Here is a 17,935-nt window from a genome sequence, read left to right as displayed (position 1 = left end):
GTACCCCGTCAAACCGTCTGGGCCAGGCATGACACAGATCTTGACTTCACTCCGAGTTCATGGTCCTATCCCGTCTATGTAAACGCTTCAACTCTCTTGGGTTTCGACCGGGTTACGCGACCGCACCGGACGCCCGCCCGGCACCCCCCTCGTGACCAAGGAGGTCATCATGCACGCCCCGCACCGGTTACGGGCCGCCGCCGCCACGGCGCTGCTCCTGCTCGGCGCCGCCCCGGTCGCCGCCCCGCCCCCCGCGTCCGCCGCGGCGGCAGTCGCCGCCCGCCCGATGGAGAACCTCGACCGCGGGGTCGTGGCCGTGCGCAGGAGCGCCACCGAGGTCCTGGTCACGTGGCGGCTGCTGGGCCTGGACCCGGACGGGATCGCCTTCAACGTCTACCGGTCGACCGCCGGCGGCGCCGCAGTCAAGCTCAACACCGACCCGCTGACCGGCGGCACCAACTTCGTGGACGCCACGGCCGACCTCACGCGGCGCAACAGTTACTACGTCCGGCCGGTCATCGACGGCGTCTGGCAGCCCGCGAGCAGGTCCTTCATGCTGGCCGCGAACCACGCCGTCGAGCCGGTGGTGCGCGTGCCGCTGCGGCCCGGCGGCCCGATCAAGTTCGCCTGGGTCGGCGACCTCGACGGCGACGGCGCCTACGACTACGTGGTGGACCGGCAGACCAGCCCCCAGACGATCGAGGCCTACCGCGGCGACGGCACCTTCCTGTGGTCGGCGAACATGGGGCCGAACAGCACCGACCAGGACAACATCGAGGGCGGCTCGTCGGTCATCGACGTGGGCCACTGGGACGGCGTGACCGTCTACGACCTCGACAGCGACGGCCGCGCCGAGGTCGCGGTGCGCGTGGCCAACGGGGTCACGTTCGGCGACGGCACCCGGTACACCGCCTCCGACGACACCCGGCAGGCCATCGCCATCCTCGACGGCCGGACCGGCGCGCCCCGCGCCACCGCCCCGGTGCCCGCGGACTACCTGGCGGACGGGCCCATGCCGGCCCGCTTCGGCGTCGGCTACCTCGACGGCGTCACGCCCAGCCTGGTGGCGTACATGAAGAACCGGGTCGGCGACGGCGGCTTCAACCTCATGTTCACCGCCTGGAGGTTCGACGGGACCAGGCTGACCAACCAGTGGAAGTGGCTGCGCGGCGGCGCCGGCCACGCCGACGGGCACAACACCCGGATCATCGACGTGGACGGCGACGGCAGGGACGAGGTCGCCGAGATCGGGTTCGTGCTCAACGGTGACGGCACCCTGCGGTACTCCCTGGCCGACGAGGGCGTCGTGCACGGCGACCGCTTCCACCTCGCGGACCTGGACCCGTCCCGGCCCGGCCTGGAGGGCTACGGCGTCCAGCAGGACAACCCCAGCGGCCTGCGCGAGTACTACTACGGCGCGCAGCAGGGCACGATGCTCTGGCGGCACGTCGAGGACGGCGTCGGCGACGTCGGGCGGGGCATGGCGGGCGACATCGACCCACGCTTCCCCGGCATGGAGGTCTGGTCCTTCTCCGGCGTCTACAACGCCCGCGGCAACACGCTCACCCAGGCGACGGGGCCGTGGCCGCACCTGGGCGTGTTCTGGGACGGCGATCTCGGCATGGAGCTGTTCAACGACGGCAAGATCGAGAAGTGGGACCCGGCCACCGGCGGCGTGTCGCGGCAGGTGACCACCTGGAACCACGGCGCGGTCAACGTCGGCACCCAGTACCCCGCGCTGATCGGCGACATCCTCGGCGACTGGCGCGAGGAGGTGGTGATGCCCTCCTCCGACCACGACGAGCTGGTCGTCTTCACCACGGACCGGCCGGCCGCCACCCGGCTCTACACGCCGGCCCACAACCCGGCCTACCGCAACGACCTGACCGTCAAGGGCTACCTCCAGGACCACCACGTGGACTACTACCTCGGCAACGGCATGACCAGGCCGCCCCGGCCGAACATCACCTACGCCGGTAGCTGACCCCCCTTCCTTCTCAGACACAGCCGGGCCCGGCCCGCGCAAGGAGACGACCTGTGGTTGACATCAGCCGACGCACCATGCTCTCCACGACCGCCGCGGGAGCCGCGGCGGCGCTGACCTTACGCGGCGCGAGCCCGGCCGCCGCGCAGGCCGCCCCGACGCCGGCCGAGGTGAACGGCCACGACCCGATCCCGCTGACGTGGCTGGAAGGCGGCGCCCCCGCCGAGGTGACAGGCGGCACGACGTGGGGCGTGCCGTGGCCGCGCGGCGCGTTCGCGCCCGGCCAGCAGTTCACGCTGACCACCGAGGCGGGCACGCAGGTGCCGGTGCAGTCGTGGCCGATCGGCTACTGGCCGGACGGTTCGGTCAAGTGGACCGCCCACGCGATCAGCGGGGCCGAGCCGCGGGCCGGGAGCTACCGGCTCGGCGCCGGCACCGCTGCCCGGCCCGCCGCGCCGGTGGTCGTGAAGACCGACGGCGGGCAGGTCACCGTCGACACCGGAGTGATCACCGTGGCGTTCGTGCGCTCCGGCGAGCACGTCGTCGAATCCATCACACGAGGCACGACGGTCATCGCCAAGGACGGCCGCCTGGTCGCCTCCCGCCAGGACAAGCCCGAGGAGCCGGGCAAGAGCGAGTCGTTCACCAGCCACGTCTCCTCGGTGCACGTCGAGCAGGCCGGCCCCGTGCGGGCGGTGGTCAGGGTGGAGGGCAGGCACAAGAAGGGGCGGCGCGAGTGGCTGCCGTTCACGGTGCGCTGCTACCTGTACGCGGGCTCGGACGCCGTCCGCGTCGTGCACACCTTCGTCTACGACGGCAACGAGAACAAGGACTTCATCAACGGCCTCGGCGTGCGGTTCGCCGTGCCGATGCGCGGCGAGCCGCACGACCGGCACGTCCGCTTCGCCGGCGAGGGCGACGGCGTGCTGTCCGAGGCCGTACGCGGCATCACCGGCCTGCGCCGCGACCCGGGCCAGGCCGTCCGGCAGGCCCAGTACCAGGGCAAGGCCACCCCCGACCCGGCCACCTGGGACCAGCGCGTCACCACCCGCCTGCAGTGGATCCCCTCCTGGGGCGACTACCGGCTGAGCCAGCTCACCGCGCACGGCTTCGAGATCCACAAGCGCACCGGGCCCGGGCACTCGTGGATCCGCGTGGACGGGGGCCGCCGCGCGTCCGGGCTGGCCTACGTCGGCGGCCCGACCGGCGGGCTGGCGTTCGGCATGCGGAACTTCTGGCAGCTCCACCCGACGGAGCTGGAGATCACCGGCGCCGCCACCGGCGAGGCGCAGGCCACGGTGTGGTTGTGGTCGCCCCGCGCCGGCGCCATGGACCTGCGCTTCTACCACGACGGCATGGGCCAGGACACCTACCCCGAGCAGCTCGACGCCCTGGAGATCACCTACGAGGACTACGAGCCCGGGTTCGGCACCCCGTACGGGGTGGCCCGCACCACGGAGCTGACGTTCTGGGCGCTGGCCGCCACCCCGGACGCGCGGCGCTTCGCCGCGCTCGCCGCCGCCAACGCCACCCCGCCCCTGCTGACCAGCCCGCCGCGGCACAACCACGCGGCCGGCGTGTTCGGCTCCTGGTCGCCCGCCGACCGCTCGGTCCCGGCCAAGGCCGCGCTGGAGGACAAGCTCGACCTGATGCACAAGTACCACCGCGAGCAGGTGGACCAGCGTTCCTGGTACGGCTTCTGGGACTACGGCGACATCATGCACAGCTACGACGGCGACCGGCACGTGTGGCGCTACGACGTGGGCGGCTACGCCTGGGACAACTCGGAGCTGTCCACGGACCTGTGGCTCTGGTACCACTACCTGCGCACGGGCGACGCCAAGGCGTTCCGCTTCGCCGAGGCGATGACCCGCCACACCAGCGAGGTGGACATGTACCACCTCGGCAGGTGGCGCGGCCTGGGCACCCGGCACGGCATCCTGCACTGGGCCGACAGCGCCAAGCAGGTGCGCATCAGCAACGCCGGCTACAAGCGCTTCTACTACTTCCTGACCGCCGACGAGCGCATCGGCGACGTCATGCACGACCTGGTCGACTCCGACCGCACCTTCCTCGTCCTCGATCCCGGCCGCAAGATCAACGGCGGCGAGCCGTTCGACCCCGACCCGAAGGCGCTCGGCGTCGGGCAGACCACCGACTGGGGCTCCCTGGCCATGGCCTGGCTGGCCGAGTGGGAGCGGGGCGGCGACCCGATCGCCCGCACCAAGCTGATCAACGGCGCCACCACGATCGCCGCGCTGCCCAACGGCTGGGTGCAGGCCGGCGTCACGTACAACCTCGCCGACGGCCGCTTCAACCCGATGACGGAGAAGTCGGTGAGCGTCGGCAGCCTCAGCTCGGTCTTCGGCCTCATCGAGGTCATGACGGAGCTGATCGGCCTGATCGACGACCAGGCCGTGAAGGCCAAGTGGCTGGAGTTCTGCCGCCTCTACAACGCTACCAAGGCCGAGCAGAAGGAGGTCACCGGGGCCGACTGGGGCAACCTCAACCTGCGCCAGGCCTACTCGCGGGCCACCGCCTACGCGGCCAGGCAACTGGGCGACCAGGCCCTGGCCGAGCGGGCCTGGCAGGAGCTGCGCACCGGCCACGCCGGCTACCCGGACAACCACCCGTTCGGCTCCAGGCGCGTCGAGGGGCCCGCCGTGCTGAACCCCGTCGACGAGGCGGACCTGAGCACGAACGCCAGCGCGCAGTTCGGCCTGGCCGCCTTCCAGTGCCTCGCGCTCGTCGGCGAGCACATCTGAAAGCGAGCACGTCTGAAAGCGAGCACGTCTGAAGGCGAGCACGTCTGAAGGCGAGCACGTCTGAAGGCGAGCACGTCTGAAGGCGAGCACACCGTCGCCGCGCCCGAATCGTGGCAACAAGATCCTCCGGGTGTCGAAGCTGCCGCTCGCCCCGAACAACCCGCTGCGGATCGGGGCCCGCCTGGAGGGCGCGGGCACGCCCGTGCGCACCAAGGTCAGCGGCGGCCCCGGCCCCTCGCTCATCGACCTGCCGCGCGCGGGGTGCCGGCGGCTGGACCTGAGCCGGAGCTCGCACACCGACTCGATCGACCTGGAGTACGTGGCGCAGGGTGCGGGCCTGGCGGCGGGTGTCGTTTCTGTACAAGACCGCGGCGGCCGCTCGCGCCTAGCCTCCCAGCCAGCGAACTGAGAGAGCAGGGGCGGCAATGGCTAAGATCGTTTCGAGTTTCTTCATCTCGCTGGACGGCGTGGTGGAGTCGCCGGACCAGTGGCACTTCCCGTACTGGAACGACGAGATGGGCGCCATGGTCCAGGCGGGCATGGAGAGCGCGGCGGGCTTCCTCATGGGCCGGAAGCTGTACGACGAGTGGTCGTCGTACTGGACGGCGACGGACGCCGACCCGGAGATCGCCGCGAGGTTCAACGAGGCCCCCAAGTACGTCGTGACGAGCTCGCTGGAGCGCGCGGACTGGGCCAACACCACGATCGTCTCCGGTGACGTCGCGGCCCGGCTGCGCGAGATCAAGGAGCGGGTCGAGGGCGACCTCCAGATCTCCGGCTCGGCGACGACCGTGCGCTGGCTGCTGGCCAACGGGCTGCTCGACGAGCTGAACCTGCTGGTCCACCCGATCGTCGTCGGCCGCGGGCAGCACCTGTTCGAGGACACCCCGTCGCACCCGCTGAAGCTGGTCAGGAACGAGACGTGGAAGACCGGCGTGCTCCACCTGACCTACGTCCCCGAGCCCTGAGGGCCGCCGGGGGTCAGGCCGTGTAGGGGAGCTGCTCGGGCAGCACCTGGCCGCGCAGGGGGTCGCCGGCCAGGAGCCGTTCGAGTTCGGTGACGGCGAACTCGCCGAGGCGGCGCAGCTCGCGGCCCTGCGCCCCGGCCAGGTGCGGCGTGATGAGCACGTTGGGCAGCGCGAAGAGCGGATGGCCGGGCGGCAGCGGCTCGGGGTCGGTGACGTCGAGCACGGCGGACAGGCGGCCGGAGGCGCACGCGTCGGTGAGCGCCTGCGTGTCCACCAGCGAGCCGCGCGCGGTGTTGACCAGCACGGCGCCGTCCGGCAGCAGGGCGAGCCTGCGCCGGTCGAGCAGGTGGTGGGTCTCCGGCAGCGCGGGCGCGTGCACCGTGACCAGGTCGCTGCGCCGGCACAGGTCGTCGAGGTCCACCTTCTCGGCGCCCAGCAGCGCCGCCTCGGCGGGGGTGACCGTGGGGTCCGACAGCAGGACGCGTACGTCGAAGTCGCGCAGCCGCTGCAGGACGAGGCGGCCGATGCGGGAGGCGCCGATCACCCCGACCGTGCAGTCGTACAGCCCGGTGCCGTCGCCCGGCTGCCACAGCGCCCTGTCCTGCCCGCCCGCGTAGTGGCGGGCGCGGCTGAAGGCCAGCTTGGCGCCCAGGACGAGCGCGGCGACGGTGTAGTCGGCGACGGGCACGGCGTTGGCCTGCGCCGCGGAGGACACGGTGATCCCGAGCTCGAAGACGGCGGGGTCCACCAGGGTCTTGACGCTGCCGGCCGCGTGCAGGACGGCCCGCAGCCGGGGCGCGGCGGCGGTGATGCGCGGATCGATGCGCGGGCAGCCCCAGCCGGTGAGCAGGATCTCCGCCCCGGCCAGCGCCTCGGCCGCGGCGGGACCGTCGAAGGAGGTGAGCCGCACCGCGTCGGTCACGTCCGCGGAGCGGCGCAGCCGGGCGATGACGTCGGGCGGGAAGACGCCGGGGAAGGCCCAGGGCGCGATTGCGAAGACCGCGACGGGTCGCCGTGGCACGGAGGGGTCTCCTTCTGGTTGACGCGGGAAGCGATGTAAACGCTTCCCCGCATTCTGCCATGCCGCGGAGCGAGGTATCAGGGGAGTATGCAGCGTTTATGTGAAGAGGCTCTTGGTGGGGGCGCAGCTCCTGGTCGATCGCATGTAACCGTTTTATGTTCCGGACCGCGCGATCGCCGCTGACCTGCACTATCGTGGAGGCCGAGTCCGGCACACTGATCCTGTGCCGGACTCGACCCTCCAGCGCGGTGCCGGTTAGCCCCTGCTCCAGACCGACGCGATGACGCCGTCCTCGGCGCTCAGGATCTGCGGCCGGTAGCCCATCGTCTTGAGCTGCGCCGCCTTGACCGTGTACGTCACCTTCGACAGGCTCAGGTACTCCTTGACGCCCGTCGTGGCGCCCTTGCCCCACACCGTGGAGTACGACTTGCCGGGCCCGACGGCCATGAGCACCGGGCGCAGGCCCTGCTTCGCCTTGGCCAGCAGCTCCTGGCCGCGCTGCTCCACGGTCTGGCCCAGCGTCACCTGCAGGGTGCCCGTGGCCGCGCCCGCCACCCAGACGGCGGCGTAGAGCGGCTTCTCCACCGTGCCGTACACGTCCAGCGAGGCGATGCTGAGGCCGGCGGCGCTCAGCTCGGCGTTGACCTTGAGCAGGGTCTCCTTCGTCAGCGCCAGCTCGGACTTGACGAGCTGCGCCGTCTTCTCGAAGACCACCGCGAAGACCGCGCTCGCGCCCGTGCCCGTGCCGGAGACCAGCTTGGGACGGAAGCCCAGCTTCGCCTGCTCGGCGATGCGCTGCGGCAGCTCCGTGGCGGACAGTCCCTGCAGCACGTTCACCTTGCGGGCGGTGTCCTTGACCCACAGGGACGTGTACTGCGGGCTGGCGGCGTTGGTCACGCTCAGGGCCTGGGGCACGTACCCCTTGCCCAGCAGCTCCTTGACCCGCTGCACCAGCTTCGAGCCGCTGAGCGCGTCGAGGGAGAGCCAGTCGAGCGCCTGGTTCTGGACGGTCCGCGTGGCCGTGCTCGCGGCCGTCGCGGGGGCGGCCACGCCCAGCAGGGGAGCGGCGGCGAGCGCCACGGCCGCGGACAGGGTGATGGCTCTGTTCTTGCCCCTCATGTTCCTCCTATGTAGGTAAAGGTCATCCCAATTGCGGACAAGAGGGGACCATAACAGAGCATGAGGGGAAGGCGACCTACCGTTACGGTGATCGTGACAAGGCTGTGTCAAAGCCCCTTACGAGTGAGCGTCACTCATGTTCCACGAGGTCGCGCAGCAGGGTCTCGTACGCCCAGCGTTCGAACCGCTCGGGCGCCCAGCCGCGCTCGCGGACGAACAGCAGGTAGAGATCCGGGCTCAGCACCCCGTAGAGCAGGTCGGCGGCCTCCTCCACCGGCACCTCCCGGCGCGCGCCCGGCTTGGCCATGAGGCTGCGCGCCGCGGCCGTCGCCACGACGTGCCGCGGGTCCTCCGTCTCCGGCCACATCTGCGGCACCTCGGGATCGGTGGCGGCGGCCACCTCCAGCACCTTGGTGATCGGCGCCACCCGCTCCAGCACGGCCCGCGTGCCCGCCACGTGGCGCAGCAGGTGCTCCCCGGCGGTGCCGGCGGCCAGGGCCTCCTGGAACCAGGGCCGGTCGAGGGTCGCCACCGGCGCGTCGTCGCCCGCGATCGTGACGTCCACCAGCTCCTTGAGCAGGCGGCGCTTGTTGCCGAACACGAAGTACACCGTCTGCACGGCCACGCCCGCCCTGTCGGCGACCTCCTGCAACGTGGTCGCGCCGTACCCCTGTGCCACGAACAGGTCTCCGGCGGCGCCCAGCACCCGCCGCCGGGTCTCCGCGGACTTCTGCGCCTTCTTGCCGGGTCTCTTGCCGTCGCTCACGCGGGAAAGAGTAGTGCAACTCTAGAGTGGGGCTTCGAGAGGAGACTCATGTCACGCATCCTGATCACCGGGTCCGCCGACGGGCTCGGCCTGATGGCCGCGCAACTGCTCATCGGCGAGGGGCACGAGGTGGTGCTGCACGCCAGGAACGCGCGGCGGGCTTCCGACGCCAACGCCGCCGCGCCCGGGGCCGCCGGCGTGCTCACCGGCGACCTGTCGAGCATCGAGGAGATGCGGTCGGTGGCGCGGCAGGCGAACGAGACGGGGCCGTTCGACGCGGTGATCCACAACGTGGCCGTCGGGTACCGCGAGCACCGCAAGATCACGACAGCCGACGGGCTCAGCCACGTGTTCGCGATCAACGTGCTGGCGCCGTACCTGCTGACCGCGCTGATCACGCCGCCGCGGCGGCTGGTGCACCTCAGCTCCGGCATGCATCGCAGCGGCGACCCCGACCTGTCCGACCTGCAGTGGGAGAAGCGGGCCTGGATCCCGGCGCAGGCGTACGCGGACTCCAAGCTGCACGACGTCCTGCTGGCCTTCGCCATCGCCCGGCACTGGCCGCAGGTGCTGTCCAACGCGGTGACGCCGGGCTGGGTCCCGACGAAGATGGGCGGTCCCGGCGCGCCCGACGACCTGAGCCAGGCGCACCTGACCCAGGCCTGGCTGGCCGTGAGCGGCGAGCCTGCCGCCACGGTGAGCGGCGCGTACTTCTACCACAAGGCGCAGGCCGACACGCATCCCGCCGCCCGTGACCCGGACCTCCAGGACGGCCTGCTCGCCGCGTGCGCCGAGCTGACCGGGACACCCCTGCCGGGCGCGAACCCGGCCCGGTGATCAGGTCAGGCGAGCTGCCCGGCCGCGGTGCGCGCCGCCATCCGCCGCTCGAACCACAACGAGGTGAACGGCGGCACCGCGCAGGCCAGCCCGAGCACCACGGCGCCCCGGCTCCAGCCCGCCTCCCTGGCCGAGAGCAGCACCCCGGCCGCGTACAGGACGAACAGCGCCCCGTGGATCGGCCCGAAGATCTTCACGCCGAGCTCGCCCGTCTCGGTCACGTACTTGAAGAACATCCCGACGAGCAGCCCCGCCCACGAGCACGCCTCGGCCACTGCCAGGACCCGGAACCAACGCAGCACGATCCACCCTTTCGCCCGATATCGCGCATACTCTACAAGCTGTAGAGGGCCGTGGTGTCTACCCCACGGCCGCGCCGAGGCGTCCGGTCGCCTGGCCGCGTTCGAGCCGCCCGACGGCCTCGTGGATCTCCTCGAAGCCGGCCGTGGCGGCGTGGAGGTCAGGTCCCCGCGCTCCATCAGCGCGAGCACGGCCGGGACGGAGCCGGGCATGCCGAGCCCGCCCAGGCCGACGATGCCCACCCGCTCGCCCACCCGGCGGCCCGTGAGCCGTCATGGTGATCCCCGCGGCTCACCCCTGTCCAGAGAAACGTGCACGACATGCATTGATGCGCGTCGTGCATGTTACGCGTGTAGGGTGGCGGCGACCCTGGCAGCGACGGGCGGTCGCGTGACGCCGCTCGAGAGGAGGATGTGGCTGATGTCGATCTCCGGCGAGGAGAGCGAGGGCCGGCGGGTGACGGAGTCCCCGACGGGCATCCGGCGGATGTTGCCGGCGGACATGGTGGACCGGGGCGGCTGCCCGTTCGATCCGCCGTCCGGCGTGCGGGAGCGGCGCGGTCAGGGGGCGATCCAGCCGCTGCGGCTCCTCAACGGCGCTCCCACCTGGATGGTCACCGGCCTCCAGGAGGCCCGCGCCGTCCTGGCGGACCCCCGCTTCAGCTCCGACCGGGTGCGTTACCCCGACGTCACCAAGCTGCAGCCGCACGAGGTCGAGCAGCTCGCCGCCGCCGAGAGCGGCGAATCGGGCGCCGCCGTCGCGCCGAAGGTGGACAGCCGCGCCGATGGGATGTTCGTCTTCATGGACCCGCCCGAGCACACCCGCCTGCGGCGGCTGCTGACCGGCCAGTTCACCGTCCGGCGGATGCGCGCGCTGGAGTCACGGCTGCGCGAGATCGCCGTGGAGCACATCGAGGCCATGCGGGCGGCCGGCACCGAGGCCGACCTCGTGCCCGCGTACGCGCTGCCGATCCCCTCGCTGGCGATCTGCGAGCTGCTCGGCGTCGACTACGCCGACCGGGCCGAGTTCCAGGAACGCACCGCCATCGCGCTGAACTCCGACACCCCCGACGACGAGCGGATGCAGGCCGGTCTCGAGCTGTACGGCTTCATCCAGGGCCTGGTGACGGCCAAGCGGGAGAGCCCGGGCGACGACATCCTGTCGGGGCTCGTCCACGACGCCGACCCGCCGCTGACCGACGCCCAGCTCACGGACATGGCCCTGGTGCTGCTCGGCGCCGGGCACGAGACCACCGCCAACATGCTCGGCCTGGGCACCTTCGCGCTGCTGGAGCACCCCGACCAGCTCGCCGCGCTGCGCGCCGACCCGGCGCTGATGGACAACGCGATCGAGGAGCTGCTGCGCTACCTGTCCATCATCCAGATGGGCGTCAGCCGGGTGGCCGTCGAGGACGTCACGATCGCCGGGGTGAAGATCCCGGCGGGCGCCACGGTGATCATCGCCACGCCCGAGGCCAACCGCGACCCCCGCCACTGGGACGACCCCGACCGCCTGGACGTGCACCGGCCCCGCACCTCGCACCTGGCCTTCGGCCACGGCATCCACCAGTGCCTGGGCCAGCAGCTCGCCCGGGCGGAAATGAAGGTGGGCCTGAGCGAGCTGATCACCCGGATGCCGGACCTGCGCCTCACCGTGCCCGCCGACCAGGTGCCGCTGCGCAACGAGATGCTCATCTTCGGGGTGCACTCCCTGCCAGTCACGTGGGCCTGAACGGGCCTGCCGCAGGCCGGCTTGCCGGCCTGCGGCAGGCGGGGCGGGAACGGATGCCGCGCCGGCGGAAGGAGGAGCACCATGGTCGGCCCTGAGAGCACCGCCACGGCGGCGGACGCCGTCCCCGGCGCCGTGACCGGGCGCCGGGAGCGCAAGAAGCAGGCGACCAGGGCCGCCCTGCGCGAGGCGGCCCTGCGCCTGGCGCTGCGCCACGGCGTGGAGCACGTCACCGTCGAGCAGATCGCCTCCGAGGCCGACATCGCGCTGCGCACCTTCTTCAACTACTTCTCCAGCAAGGAGGAGGCGGTGGTGGCGGCCGCCGCGGCCGGGGCGGAGGCGCTCATCGCCGAGTTCCGCGCCAGGCCCGCCACCGAGTCGGTGCTGCGGGCGCTGCGCGAGGCGGTGCTCACCGTCTTCGACCAGGACCACGCGGCCAGCCGCGACTACATCCTGGCGAGCCGGCTCATCCGCCGGACGCCGGCGCTGCTGCCCCAGGAGCTGGCCGTGCTGGCCGCCCAGGAGAAGGCGCTCGCCGGCGCCATCACCGAGCGCCTGCGGCCCGCGCCGACCGGGATCTATCCCGCGCTGTGCGCGGCGACGGCGCTGACGGCGCTGCGCGTGGTGCTGAGCCGGTGGCTGGAGCACGGCGGCGACTCCGACGAGACGCCGCCCATGGCCATCCTGCGCCAGGAGATCGACCAGGCCATCGCCGACCTGGCCGCCGGCCTGGACCGCCCGGGAAGGGCACCCGCCGACGATCCGGCGTGACCCCGAGCGCCCGGTTCCGGCCCCGCGCGAGCGCCCGGTCACGGCCCCGCGCGAGCGCCCGCAGCTTGCCGTCCTCGCCCAGGTGGTGCGGCCACGGCCCCGCGTGAGCGCCCGCCGGCGATCGCGCGTGAGCCCGGGCGCTCGGTCCTGATCCCGCGTCAGGCCAGGGAGCCGGCGCGGCGGCCGAAGACGGCTCCTGAGGTGAGGCCCGTGCCGCCCGGGTAGTTGCCGCTGAACAGGCCGCCGAGCATCTCGCCGCACACCAGCAGGCCGGGGACGGGGTCGCCGGCGCCGTCGAGGACCCGGCCGTGGGTGTCGGCGCGCAGCCCGCCGAAGGTGAACGTGATGCCGCACGTCACCGGGAACGCGTGGAACGGCGGGCGCTCCAGCGGGACGGCCCAGTTAGACTTCGGCGGCGTCGTGGCGGCGGCCCGGCCGTCCAGCACGGACAGGTCGAGCGGGACCGACCGGTCGATCGAGGCGTTGAACTCCTCGACCGTCGCGCGCAGCGCCGCCGCGTCCACGCCCATCCCCGCGGCCAGGTCCTCGATCGTGTCCGCCGTCACGACGGACGCGCCCGGCATGTCGTACTCCTCGGCCCGCAGGCTCGGCCGGGTGGTGGCGTCGAAGAGCTGGAAGGCCACGCCGCCCGGCTGGGCGAGGATGCGCGCGCCGTACTTGGCGTAGGTGAGGTTGCGGAAGTCCGCGCCCTCGTCGAGGAAGCGCCGCCCGTCGGCGTTGACCACGATGCCCAGCGGGTACCCGCCGCGCGTGAGCCGGTTGGTGAGCTCGCGGTTGCTCTCGTTCTCCGCGTGCCAGGCGTCCCAGGCGACGCTGTGGCAGGTGCTCCAGTCGCCGTGCGTCCCCGCCCCGGCGGCGATCGCCGCCGCCAGCATGTCTCCGGTGTTGTACGGCGTGCCCCGCACCTTCGCCCGCTGCCAGCCCTCCCCGAGATGCTCGCGGCGCATGCCCGCGTCGGCCTCGAAACCCCCGGCCGCGAGCACCACCGACTCCGCGCGCGCCACGCCGCCGCGGCCCCGCGCGTCCTGCCAGGTCACCCCGGTCACGCGGCCCCCGTCGAGCGTGAGCTCGCGGGCCCGCACGCCGTAGCGGAGCTCCACCCCGGCCTGCCGCGCCGCCCGCGTGTGCTGCTCGATCAGCCCCTTGCCGCCGCCGGTGCTGCCGACGGCCAGCCCGCCCCAGAAGACCTGCCGCCCGTCGCCGGCGGGGTAGGCCTGCCGCTCGTACATCAGGCGGAAGCGCAGCCCCTTGCCGTGCAGCCAGCGCAGCGTCCTGGCGCTCTCGGCGATCAGCACCTCGGTGAGCGCCTTGTCGTTGCGGCCGCCGGTGACCTTGGCCATGTCCGCCGCGAACTCCGCCGCGGGGTAGGCGGGCAGCACGGTGCCGGCATGCCGGTCGTCGGGGTCGAGCAGGCCGGCGAGATCGGCGAGCCCGTCGTGCACGATGCGGAACGCTCCGGCGGTGTAGAAGCTGTTGCCGCCCGCCCCCTCCTCGGGGCCCTTCTCCAGCAGGAGAACGCGGCGGCCGCGCTCCGCGGCGGCGTGCGCGGCGCTGAGACCGGCGTTGCCGCCGCCGACCACCACCACGTCGAAGTCGTCGGATTGCATCGTGTCCTCCAAAGCCTTGTTCTCAATTGCATGTGAGTGTATACAGTCGTACACCATAAATTCTGACAACGGGATCCGGGGAGCGGTGAAGAGCTTGATGACTGCGATCAGGCGGTGGGCCCCGCTCGCGGCCGCGCTGCTCGCGACCGGTGCGCTCATCGTCACGGCACCGGCGGACGATCGGCGGGCGGGCTCCGCGGTGGCCCGCGCGCTTGACGGCAGACAGCTGCGCATCATGGCGCCCGCGGCGCCCGGCGGCGGCTGGGACCAGACCTCGCGGGAGATGCAGGCGGCCCTGCGCGATCTGGCCGGCCGCAGTGAGGTCTACAACGTCGCCGGCGCGGGCGGCACGATCGGCCTCAGCCAGTTCGTCCGCCTGAACGGCGACCCCAGCCAGCTCATGACGACCGGCCTCATCATGATCGGCGCGGTGGAGACCAACGACTCGCCGCACTCGCTCGCCGAGACCGTCCCGCTGGCCCGGCTCACCACCGACTACCAGGTCGTCGTCGCCGCCGCGGACTCCCCGCTCGAGGACATGAAGGCGGCGGCCGGCGCCATGCGCGACGACCTGCCGGCCGTGTCGATCTCCGGCGGCTCGGCCGGCGGCGTCGAGCAGATCCTGGCCGGGCTGATGGCCAAGGCCGTCGGCGCCGACCCCGCGAAGGTGAGCTACGTCGCCCACTCCGGCGGCGGCGAGGCGCTCACCACCCTGCTCTCCGGCCGCTCGACCCTTGGCATCTCCGGGGTCTCCGAGGTCATGCCGCAGATCAAGGCCGGGCAGGTGCGGGCGCTCGCGGTGTCCAGCCCGGAGCGGCTGCCCGCGCTGCCCGGCGTGCCCACGCTGCGCGAGTCGGGCCTCGACGTGGAGCTGCAGAACTGGCGCGGCGTGGTCGCGCCGAAGGGCATCACCGCCGAGCAGGAGCGCGCGCTGGAGCAGATGGTGCTCGACATGACCCGTACGGACGGCTGGCGTCAGGCGCTCGCCGAGCGAGGCTGGGGCGACGCCACCCTGGCCGGGCCGGAGTTCGAGGAGTTCGTCCGGTCCGAGCAGCGCCGGGTGGCGCAGATTCTCAAGGAGATCGGATTGTGACCACGCAGACGAACGAGCCCGCCCCGGCGCCCGCCGAGCCCGAGCCCGATCTGTCCTGCGACAGGAGGACCGCGATCAGCTCGGCGATCTTCGGCGGGCTCATGGTCGTGGCCGGGCCGGTGATGATCGTGGACGCGCGGCGGCTGCCCGGCGACGCCGGCGCGATGGGCCCCGCCGTGATGCCGCTGGCGCTGGGCGTGCTGCTCGCGCTCACCGGGTTCTGGCTGATGCTGCGCTCCCTGCGCGACCTGCGCACGGCCGTCCGCGGGCACCCGCTGCGCAGCCACGCCGCGCTCCGGGTGGGGGCGCTGGCCGCCGCGCTCGCCGCCTTCGCCCTGCTGCTGCCCGTCCTCGGGTACGTGCTCGGCTCGGCCGCCCTCTTCGTCGTCACGGCCCTGCTGCTCGGCGCGCCGCACGGCTGGCGGCTCTACGCCGGCGGCTGGACGCTGGCGGCGCTGGCCTTCCTGACCTTCGACCGCCTCATCGGGCTCACCCTGCCCGCCGGACCCTGGGGGTTCTGACATGGAGCAGCTCGGGCTCCTCCTGGAGGGCTTCGCCGGCGCGCTGACCCCGATGCACCTGCTGTGGGCGCTGATCGGGGTGACCATCGGCACGGCGGTCGGCGTGCTGCCCGGCATCGGCCCCGCCCTCACCGTGGCGCTGCTGCTGCCGATCACGTTCAGGCTGGAGGCCTCCGCCGCGCTCATCCTCTTCGCCGGCATCTACTACGGCGGCATGTACGGCGGATCCACCACCTCGATCCTGCTCAACACCCCCGGCGAGAGCGCCTCGATCATCGCGGCCATCGAGGGAAACAAGATGGCGCGGGCCGGCCGTGCCGCCGCGGCGCTGGCCACGGCGGCGATCGGCAGCTTCGTGGCCGGCACGATCGGCACCGTCGCCCTGACCTTCCTGGCCCCCGCCGTCGCCGGCTTCGCCACCAGCTTCGGCCCGCCCGAGTACGTCGCCCTGATGGCGGTCGCCTTCACCACCGTCAGCGCCCTCCTGGGGCCGAACCTGCTCAAGGGCCTGGCCGGCCTCCTCGTCGGCATCACCGTCGGGCTGATCGGCATCGACTCCCAGACCGGGCAGCCCAGGCTGGTGTTCGGGGTGGAGTCCCTGCTCGACGGCATCGACGTGGTGATCGTGGTGGTCGCCCTGTTCGCGCTCGGCGAGACGTTCGCCCGCGTCATGGCCGGCATCGGCCGCTCCACCGTGCAGCCGCTGCGCGAGCGCGCCGCGCTCACCCGCTCCGACCTGCGCCGCTCCTGGCCCGCCTGGCTGCGCGGCACCGCGCTGGGCTTCCCGATCGGCAGCCTGCCCGCGGGCGGCGCCGAGATCCCGACGTTCCTCAGCTACACGGTGGAGAAGCGCCTGTCGCGGCACCGGCAGGAGTTCGGCCGGGGCGCGATCGAAGGCGTCGCCGGGCCCGAGGCGGCCAACAACGCCGCCGCGGCCGGCGTGCTCGTGCCGCTGCTGACGATCGGGCTGCCGACCTCGGCCACCGCCGCGGTGATCCTCACCGCGTTCCAGTCGTACGGGCTGCAGCCGGGGCCCGCGCTGTTCGAGGAGTCGGGGCCGCTGGTGTGGACCCTGATCGCCAGCCTGTACGTCGGCAACGTGATGCTGCTGCTGCTCAACCTCCCGCTGGCGAAGGTGTGGGCCAGGCTGCTCACCATCCCGCCCTGCCTGATCTACGCCGCGGTGCTCATGTTCTCCGCCCTGGGCGCGTACGCGGCCGGCGGCACCGCGACGGACCTGCTCGTCCTGTGCGCGCTCGGCCTGCTCGGGCTGCTCATGCGGGAGGCGGGCATCCCGCCGGCTCCCGCCGTGGTGGGCCTGATCCTCGGGCCGATCGCCGAGCAGCAGCTGCGCCGCGCGCTCATCCTGTCGGAGGGCGACCCGTCCATCCTGGTGTCCGGGCCGATCACGATCGTGCTCTGGATCGCGGCGGCCCTGGCACTGCTCGTCCCGGTGCTGCTGCCGGTCGTCCGCCGGCGACGCAGCACGCCGGCGCGCGCGGGCGAGGAGAACGAGTGACTGCATACAACGGTATGCTCAGCTCCGGTACGGCAGCGAGGTGAGGAGGACGCCCTGTCCGAGGTCTACGACCGGTTGAGAGCCGAGATCGTCGACGGCACGCTGACTCCGGGGGCATCCCTCGTGGAGATCACGCTCGCCGAACGCTACGGCACCAGCCGCACCCCCGTACGAGAGGCACTGCGCAGGCTCCAGCAGGACGGTCTGGTCGAGCGCGCGGACCGCGGCATGCGGGTGCGCACCCGCAGCCCCGAGGAGATCCTGGAGATCTACGAGGCGCGGATCGCCCTGGAGGCCACCGCCGCCGCCGGTGCCGCCCAGCGCCGCAGCGACTTCGACCTCGTCCGCCTCGCCCGCGCCCACAAAGCCATGATCGCCACGCCGGCCTCCGACGCGGCCGCGATGGCCGAGGCCAACCGGGCCCTGCACGAGGCGATCTGGTCGGCCAGCCACAACGGCACCATCGTCGACCTGCTCACCCGGCTCAACAACCACCTCACCCGCTATCCGCAGACCACCCTGTCGGCGCCTGGGCGGTGGGACGAGGCCATCGCCGAGCACGCCGAGATCATCGAGGCCATCGGGGAGCGGGATGCCGATCGGGCTTACGGGCTGGCGCGTGAGCACATGACGAAGGCGCGGGAGCTCCGGCTGCGCATCTACGCGGACGACACCGACACCTGAGCCACCGCCGCTTCCGCGACCTCCCCGCCCTCGCGCCGCGCCTGCGCGTCACGCGCCCTCGTTCCACGCGCCATTGCGTCACGCGCCGTTGCGCCACGTGGTCCTGCGCCCCGCGACGCGCGCTCGCGCCTCGTACCCCTGTGCACCCCGCCCCCGCGCGTCCCGACGCGGGTTGTGGTGGCTCGGGGCGGTGGGTGGGTGTAAGGGGATGTGTTCGGGTATATCCGGCTG

Annotated in this window: 16 protein-coding genes; 11 read left to right on the top strand and 5 right to left on the bottom strand. The window is 72.6% G+C overall.

All coding sequences use genetic code 11. The features are described 5' to 3' along the window. Positions 1 to 169: 169 nt before the first annotated feature. From HD597_RS35405 to HD597_RS35390, 4 genes are all read left to right on the top strand, one after another. Complete coding sequence (locus HD597_RS35405) at positions 170 to 1,984, top strand: rhamnogalacturonan lyase family protein (protein WP_253747782.1); 1,815 nt, start codon at positions 170 to 172, stop codon at positions 1,982 to 1,984. Positions 1,985 to 2,037: 53 nt separating this feature from the next. Beyond that, on the top strand, positions 2,038 to 4,749 hold the full coding sequence (locus HD597_RS35400) for an exo-rhamnogalacturonan lyase family protein (protein ID WP_253747780.1): 2,712 nt from the start codon (positions 2,038 to 2,040) through the stop codon (positions 4,747 to 4,749). Positions 4,750 to 4,879: 130 nt separating this feature from the next. Beyond that, a complete protein-coding gene (locus HD597_RS35395) occupies positions 4,880 to 5,158 on the top strand; it encodes a hypothetical protein (RefSeq protein WP_253747778.1) in 279 nt (92 codons plus the stop codon). Positions 5,159 to 5,174: 16 nt separating this feature from the next. Next, positions 5,175 to 5,717: a dihydrofolate reductase family protein gene (locus HD597_RS35390; RefSeq protein ID WP_253747776.1), complete on the top strand. Its 543-nt coding sequence runs from the start codon at positions 5,175 to 5,177 to the stop codon at positions 5,715 to 5,717. Positions 5,718 to 5,730: 13 nt separating this feature from the next. Here HD597_RS35390 and HD597_RS66110 read toward each other — a convergent pair whose 3' ends face one another. The 3 genes from HD597_RS66110 to HD597_RS35375 form a co-directional block, all read right to left on the bottom strand. Continuing rightward, positions 5,731 to 6,738 (bottom strand): hydroxyacid dehydrogenase, encoded by a 1,008-nt coding sequence (locus HD597_RS66110; RefSeq protein ID WP_253747774.1) that lies wholly within the window; start codon positions 6,736 to 6,738, stop codon positions 5,731 to 5,733. 255 nt (positions 6,739 to 6,993) lie between these two features. Continuing rightward, a complete protein-coding gene (locus HD597_RS35380; RefSeq protein WP_253747771.1) occupies positions 6,994 to 7,857 on the bottom strand; it encodes a hypothetical protein in 864 nt (287 codons plus the stop codon). A 130-nt stretch (positions 7,858 to 7,987) separates the two neighbouring features. Further along, positions 7,988 to 8,623 (bottom strand): TetR/AcrR family transcriptional regulator, encoded by a 636-nt coding sequence (locus HD597_RS35375; protein WP_253747768.1) that lies wholly within the window; start codon positions 8,621 to 8,623, stop codon positions 7,988 to 7,990. A gap of 48 nt (positions 8,624 to 8,671) precedes the next feature. On the opposite strand from HD597_RS35375, the gene HD597_RS35370 reads away from it, so the two are divergent. Then, on the top strand, positions 8,672 to 9,460 hold the full coding sequence (locus HD597_RS35370) for an SDR family NAD(P)-dependent oxidoreductase (RefSeq protein ID WP_253747765.1): 789 nt from the start codon (positions 8,672 to 8,674) through the stop codon (positions 9,458 to 9,460). A 5-nt stretch (positions 9,461 to 9,465) separates the two neighbouring features. On the opposite strand, the gene HD597_RS35365 is transcribed toward HD597_RS35370, so the two are convergent. Further along, positions 9,466 to 9,762, bottom strand: a complete 297-nt coding sequence (locus tag HD597_RS35365; protein WP_253747763.1) for a DUF3817 domain-containing protein — start codon at positions 9,760 to 9,762, stop codon at positions 9,466 to 9,468. Between the two features lie 418 nt (positions 9,763 to 10,180). Between HD597_RS35365 and HD597_RS35360 the strand changes: the two genes are divergently transcribed. Continuing rightward, the gene (locus HD597_RS35360; RefSeq protein ID WP_253747761.1) at positions 10,181 to 11,491 is read left to right on the top strand and encodes a cytochrome P450; all 1,311 of its coding nucleotides are present in this window, start codon (positions 10,181 to 10,183) and stop codon (positions 11,489 to 11,491) included. 81 nt (positions 11,492 to 11,572) lie between these two features. Further along, positions 11,573 to 12,259 carry a TetR/AcrR family transcriptional regulator gene (locus HD597_RS35355; protein WP_253747758.1) on the top strand — a complete coding sequence of 229 codons (687 nt, stop codon included), beginning with the start codon at positions 11,573 to 11,575 and terminating at the stop codon, positions 12,257 to 12,259. A gap of 158 nt (positions 12,260 to 12,417) precedes the next feature. On the opposite strand, the gene tcuA is transcribed toward HD597_RS35355, so the two are convergent. Then, positions 12,418 to 13,887, bottom strand: coding sequence for an FAD-dependent tricarballylate dehydrogenase TcuA (gene tcuA / locus HD597_RS35350; protein WP_253747755.1), 1,470 nt, complete (start codon positions 13,885 to 13,887; stop codon positions 12,418 to 12,420). Between the two features lie 97 nt (positions 13,888 to 13,984). Between tcuA and HD597_RS35345 the strand changes: the two genes are divergently transcribed. The 4 genes from HD597_RS35345 to HD597_RS35330 are packed head-to-tail and all read left to right on the top strand — an operon-like array spanning position 13,985 to position 17,704. Then, complete coding sequence (locus HD597_RS35345; protein ID WP_253747752.1) at positions 13,985 to 14,980, top strand: tripartite tricarboxylate transporter substrate binding protein; 996 nt, start codon at positions 13,985 to 13,987, stop codon at positions 14,978 to 14,980. Beyond that, on the top strand, positions 14,977 to 15,501 hold the full coding sequence (locus tag HD597_RS35340) for a tripartite tricarboxylate transporter TctB family protein (protein WP_253747750.1): 525 nt from the start codon (positions 14,977 to 14,979) through the stop codon (positions 15,499 to 15,501). The genes HD597_RS35345 and HD597_RS35340 overlap by 4 nt, the downstream gene beginning before the upstream one ends. A gap of 1 nt (position 15,502) precedes the next feature. Then, the gene (locus tag HD597_RS35335) at positions 15,503 to 17,020 is read left to right on the top strand and encodes a tripartite tricarboxylate transporter permease (protein ID WP_253747747.1); all 1,518 of its coding nucleotides are present in this window, start codon (positions 15,503 to 15,505) and stop codon (positions 17,018 to 17,020) included. Then, positions 17,021 to 17,704 (top strand): GntR family transcriptional regulator, encoded by a 684-nt coding sequence (locus HD597_RS35330; RefSeq protein WP_308210981.1) that lies wholly within the window; start codon positions 17,021 to 17,023, stop codon positions 17,702 to 17,704. The last annotated feature ends 231 nt before the right edge of the window (positions 17,705 to 17,935 follow it).

Source organism: Nonomuraea thailandensis (assembly GCF_024172165.1).
GTDB lineage: Bacteria > Actinomycetota > Actinomycetes > Streptosporangiales > Streptosporangiaceae > Nonomuraea > Nonomuraea thailandensis.
This window is presented reverse-complemented; position numbering and strand designations above follow the sequence as displayed.

Bases quoted from the DNA above. Each gene is read 5' to 3' on its own strand.
- HD597_RS35405 (WP_253747782.1), top strand. From the start codon at position 170: ATGCACGCCCCGCACCGGTTACGGGCCGCCGCCGCCACGGCGCTGCTC.
- HD597_RS35345 (WP_253747752.1), top strand. From the start codon at position 13,985: ATGACTGCGATCAGGCGGTGGGCCCCGCTCGCGGCCGCGCTGCTCGCG.
- HD597_RS35390 (WP_253747776.1), top strand. From the start codon at position 5,175: ATGGCTAAGATCGTTTCGAGTTTCTTCATCTCGCTGGACGGCGTGGTG.
- HD597_RS35380 (WP_253747771.1), bottom strand. From the start codon at position 7,857: ATGAGGGGCAAGAACAGAGCCATCACCCTGTCCGCGGCCGTGGCGCTC.
- HD597_RS35355 (WP_253747758.1), top strand. From the start codon at position 11,573: ATGGTCGGCCCTGAGAGCACCGCCACGGCGGCGGACGCCGTCCCCGGC.
- HD597_RS35360 (WP_253747761.1), top strand. From the start codon at position 10,181: ATGTCGATCTCCGGCGAGGAGAGCGAGGGCCGGCGGGTGACGGAGTCC.
- HD597_RS35370 (WP_253747765.1), top strand. From the start codon at position 8,672: ATGTCACGCATCCTGATCACCGGGTCCGCCGACGGGCTCGGCCTGATG.
- HD597_RS35335 (WP_253747747.1), top strand. From the start codon at position 15,503: ATGGAGCAGCTCGGGCTCCTCCTGGAGGGCTTCGCCGGCGCGCTGACC.
- tcuA (WP_253747755.1), bottom strand. From the start codon at position 13,887: ATGCAATCCGACGACTTCGACGTGGTGGTGGTCGGCGGCGGCAACGCC.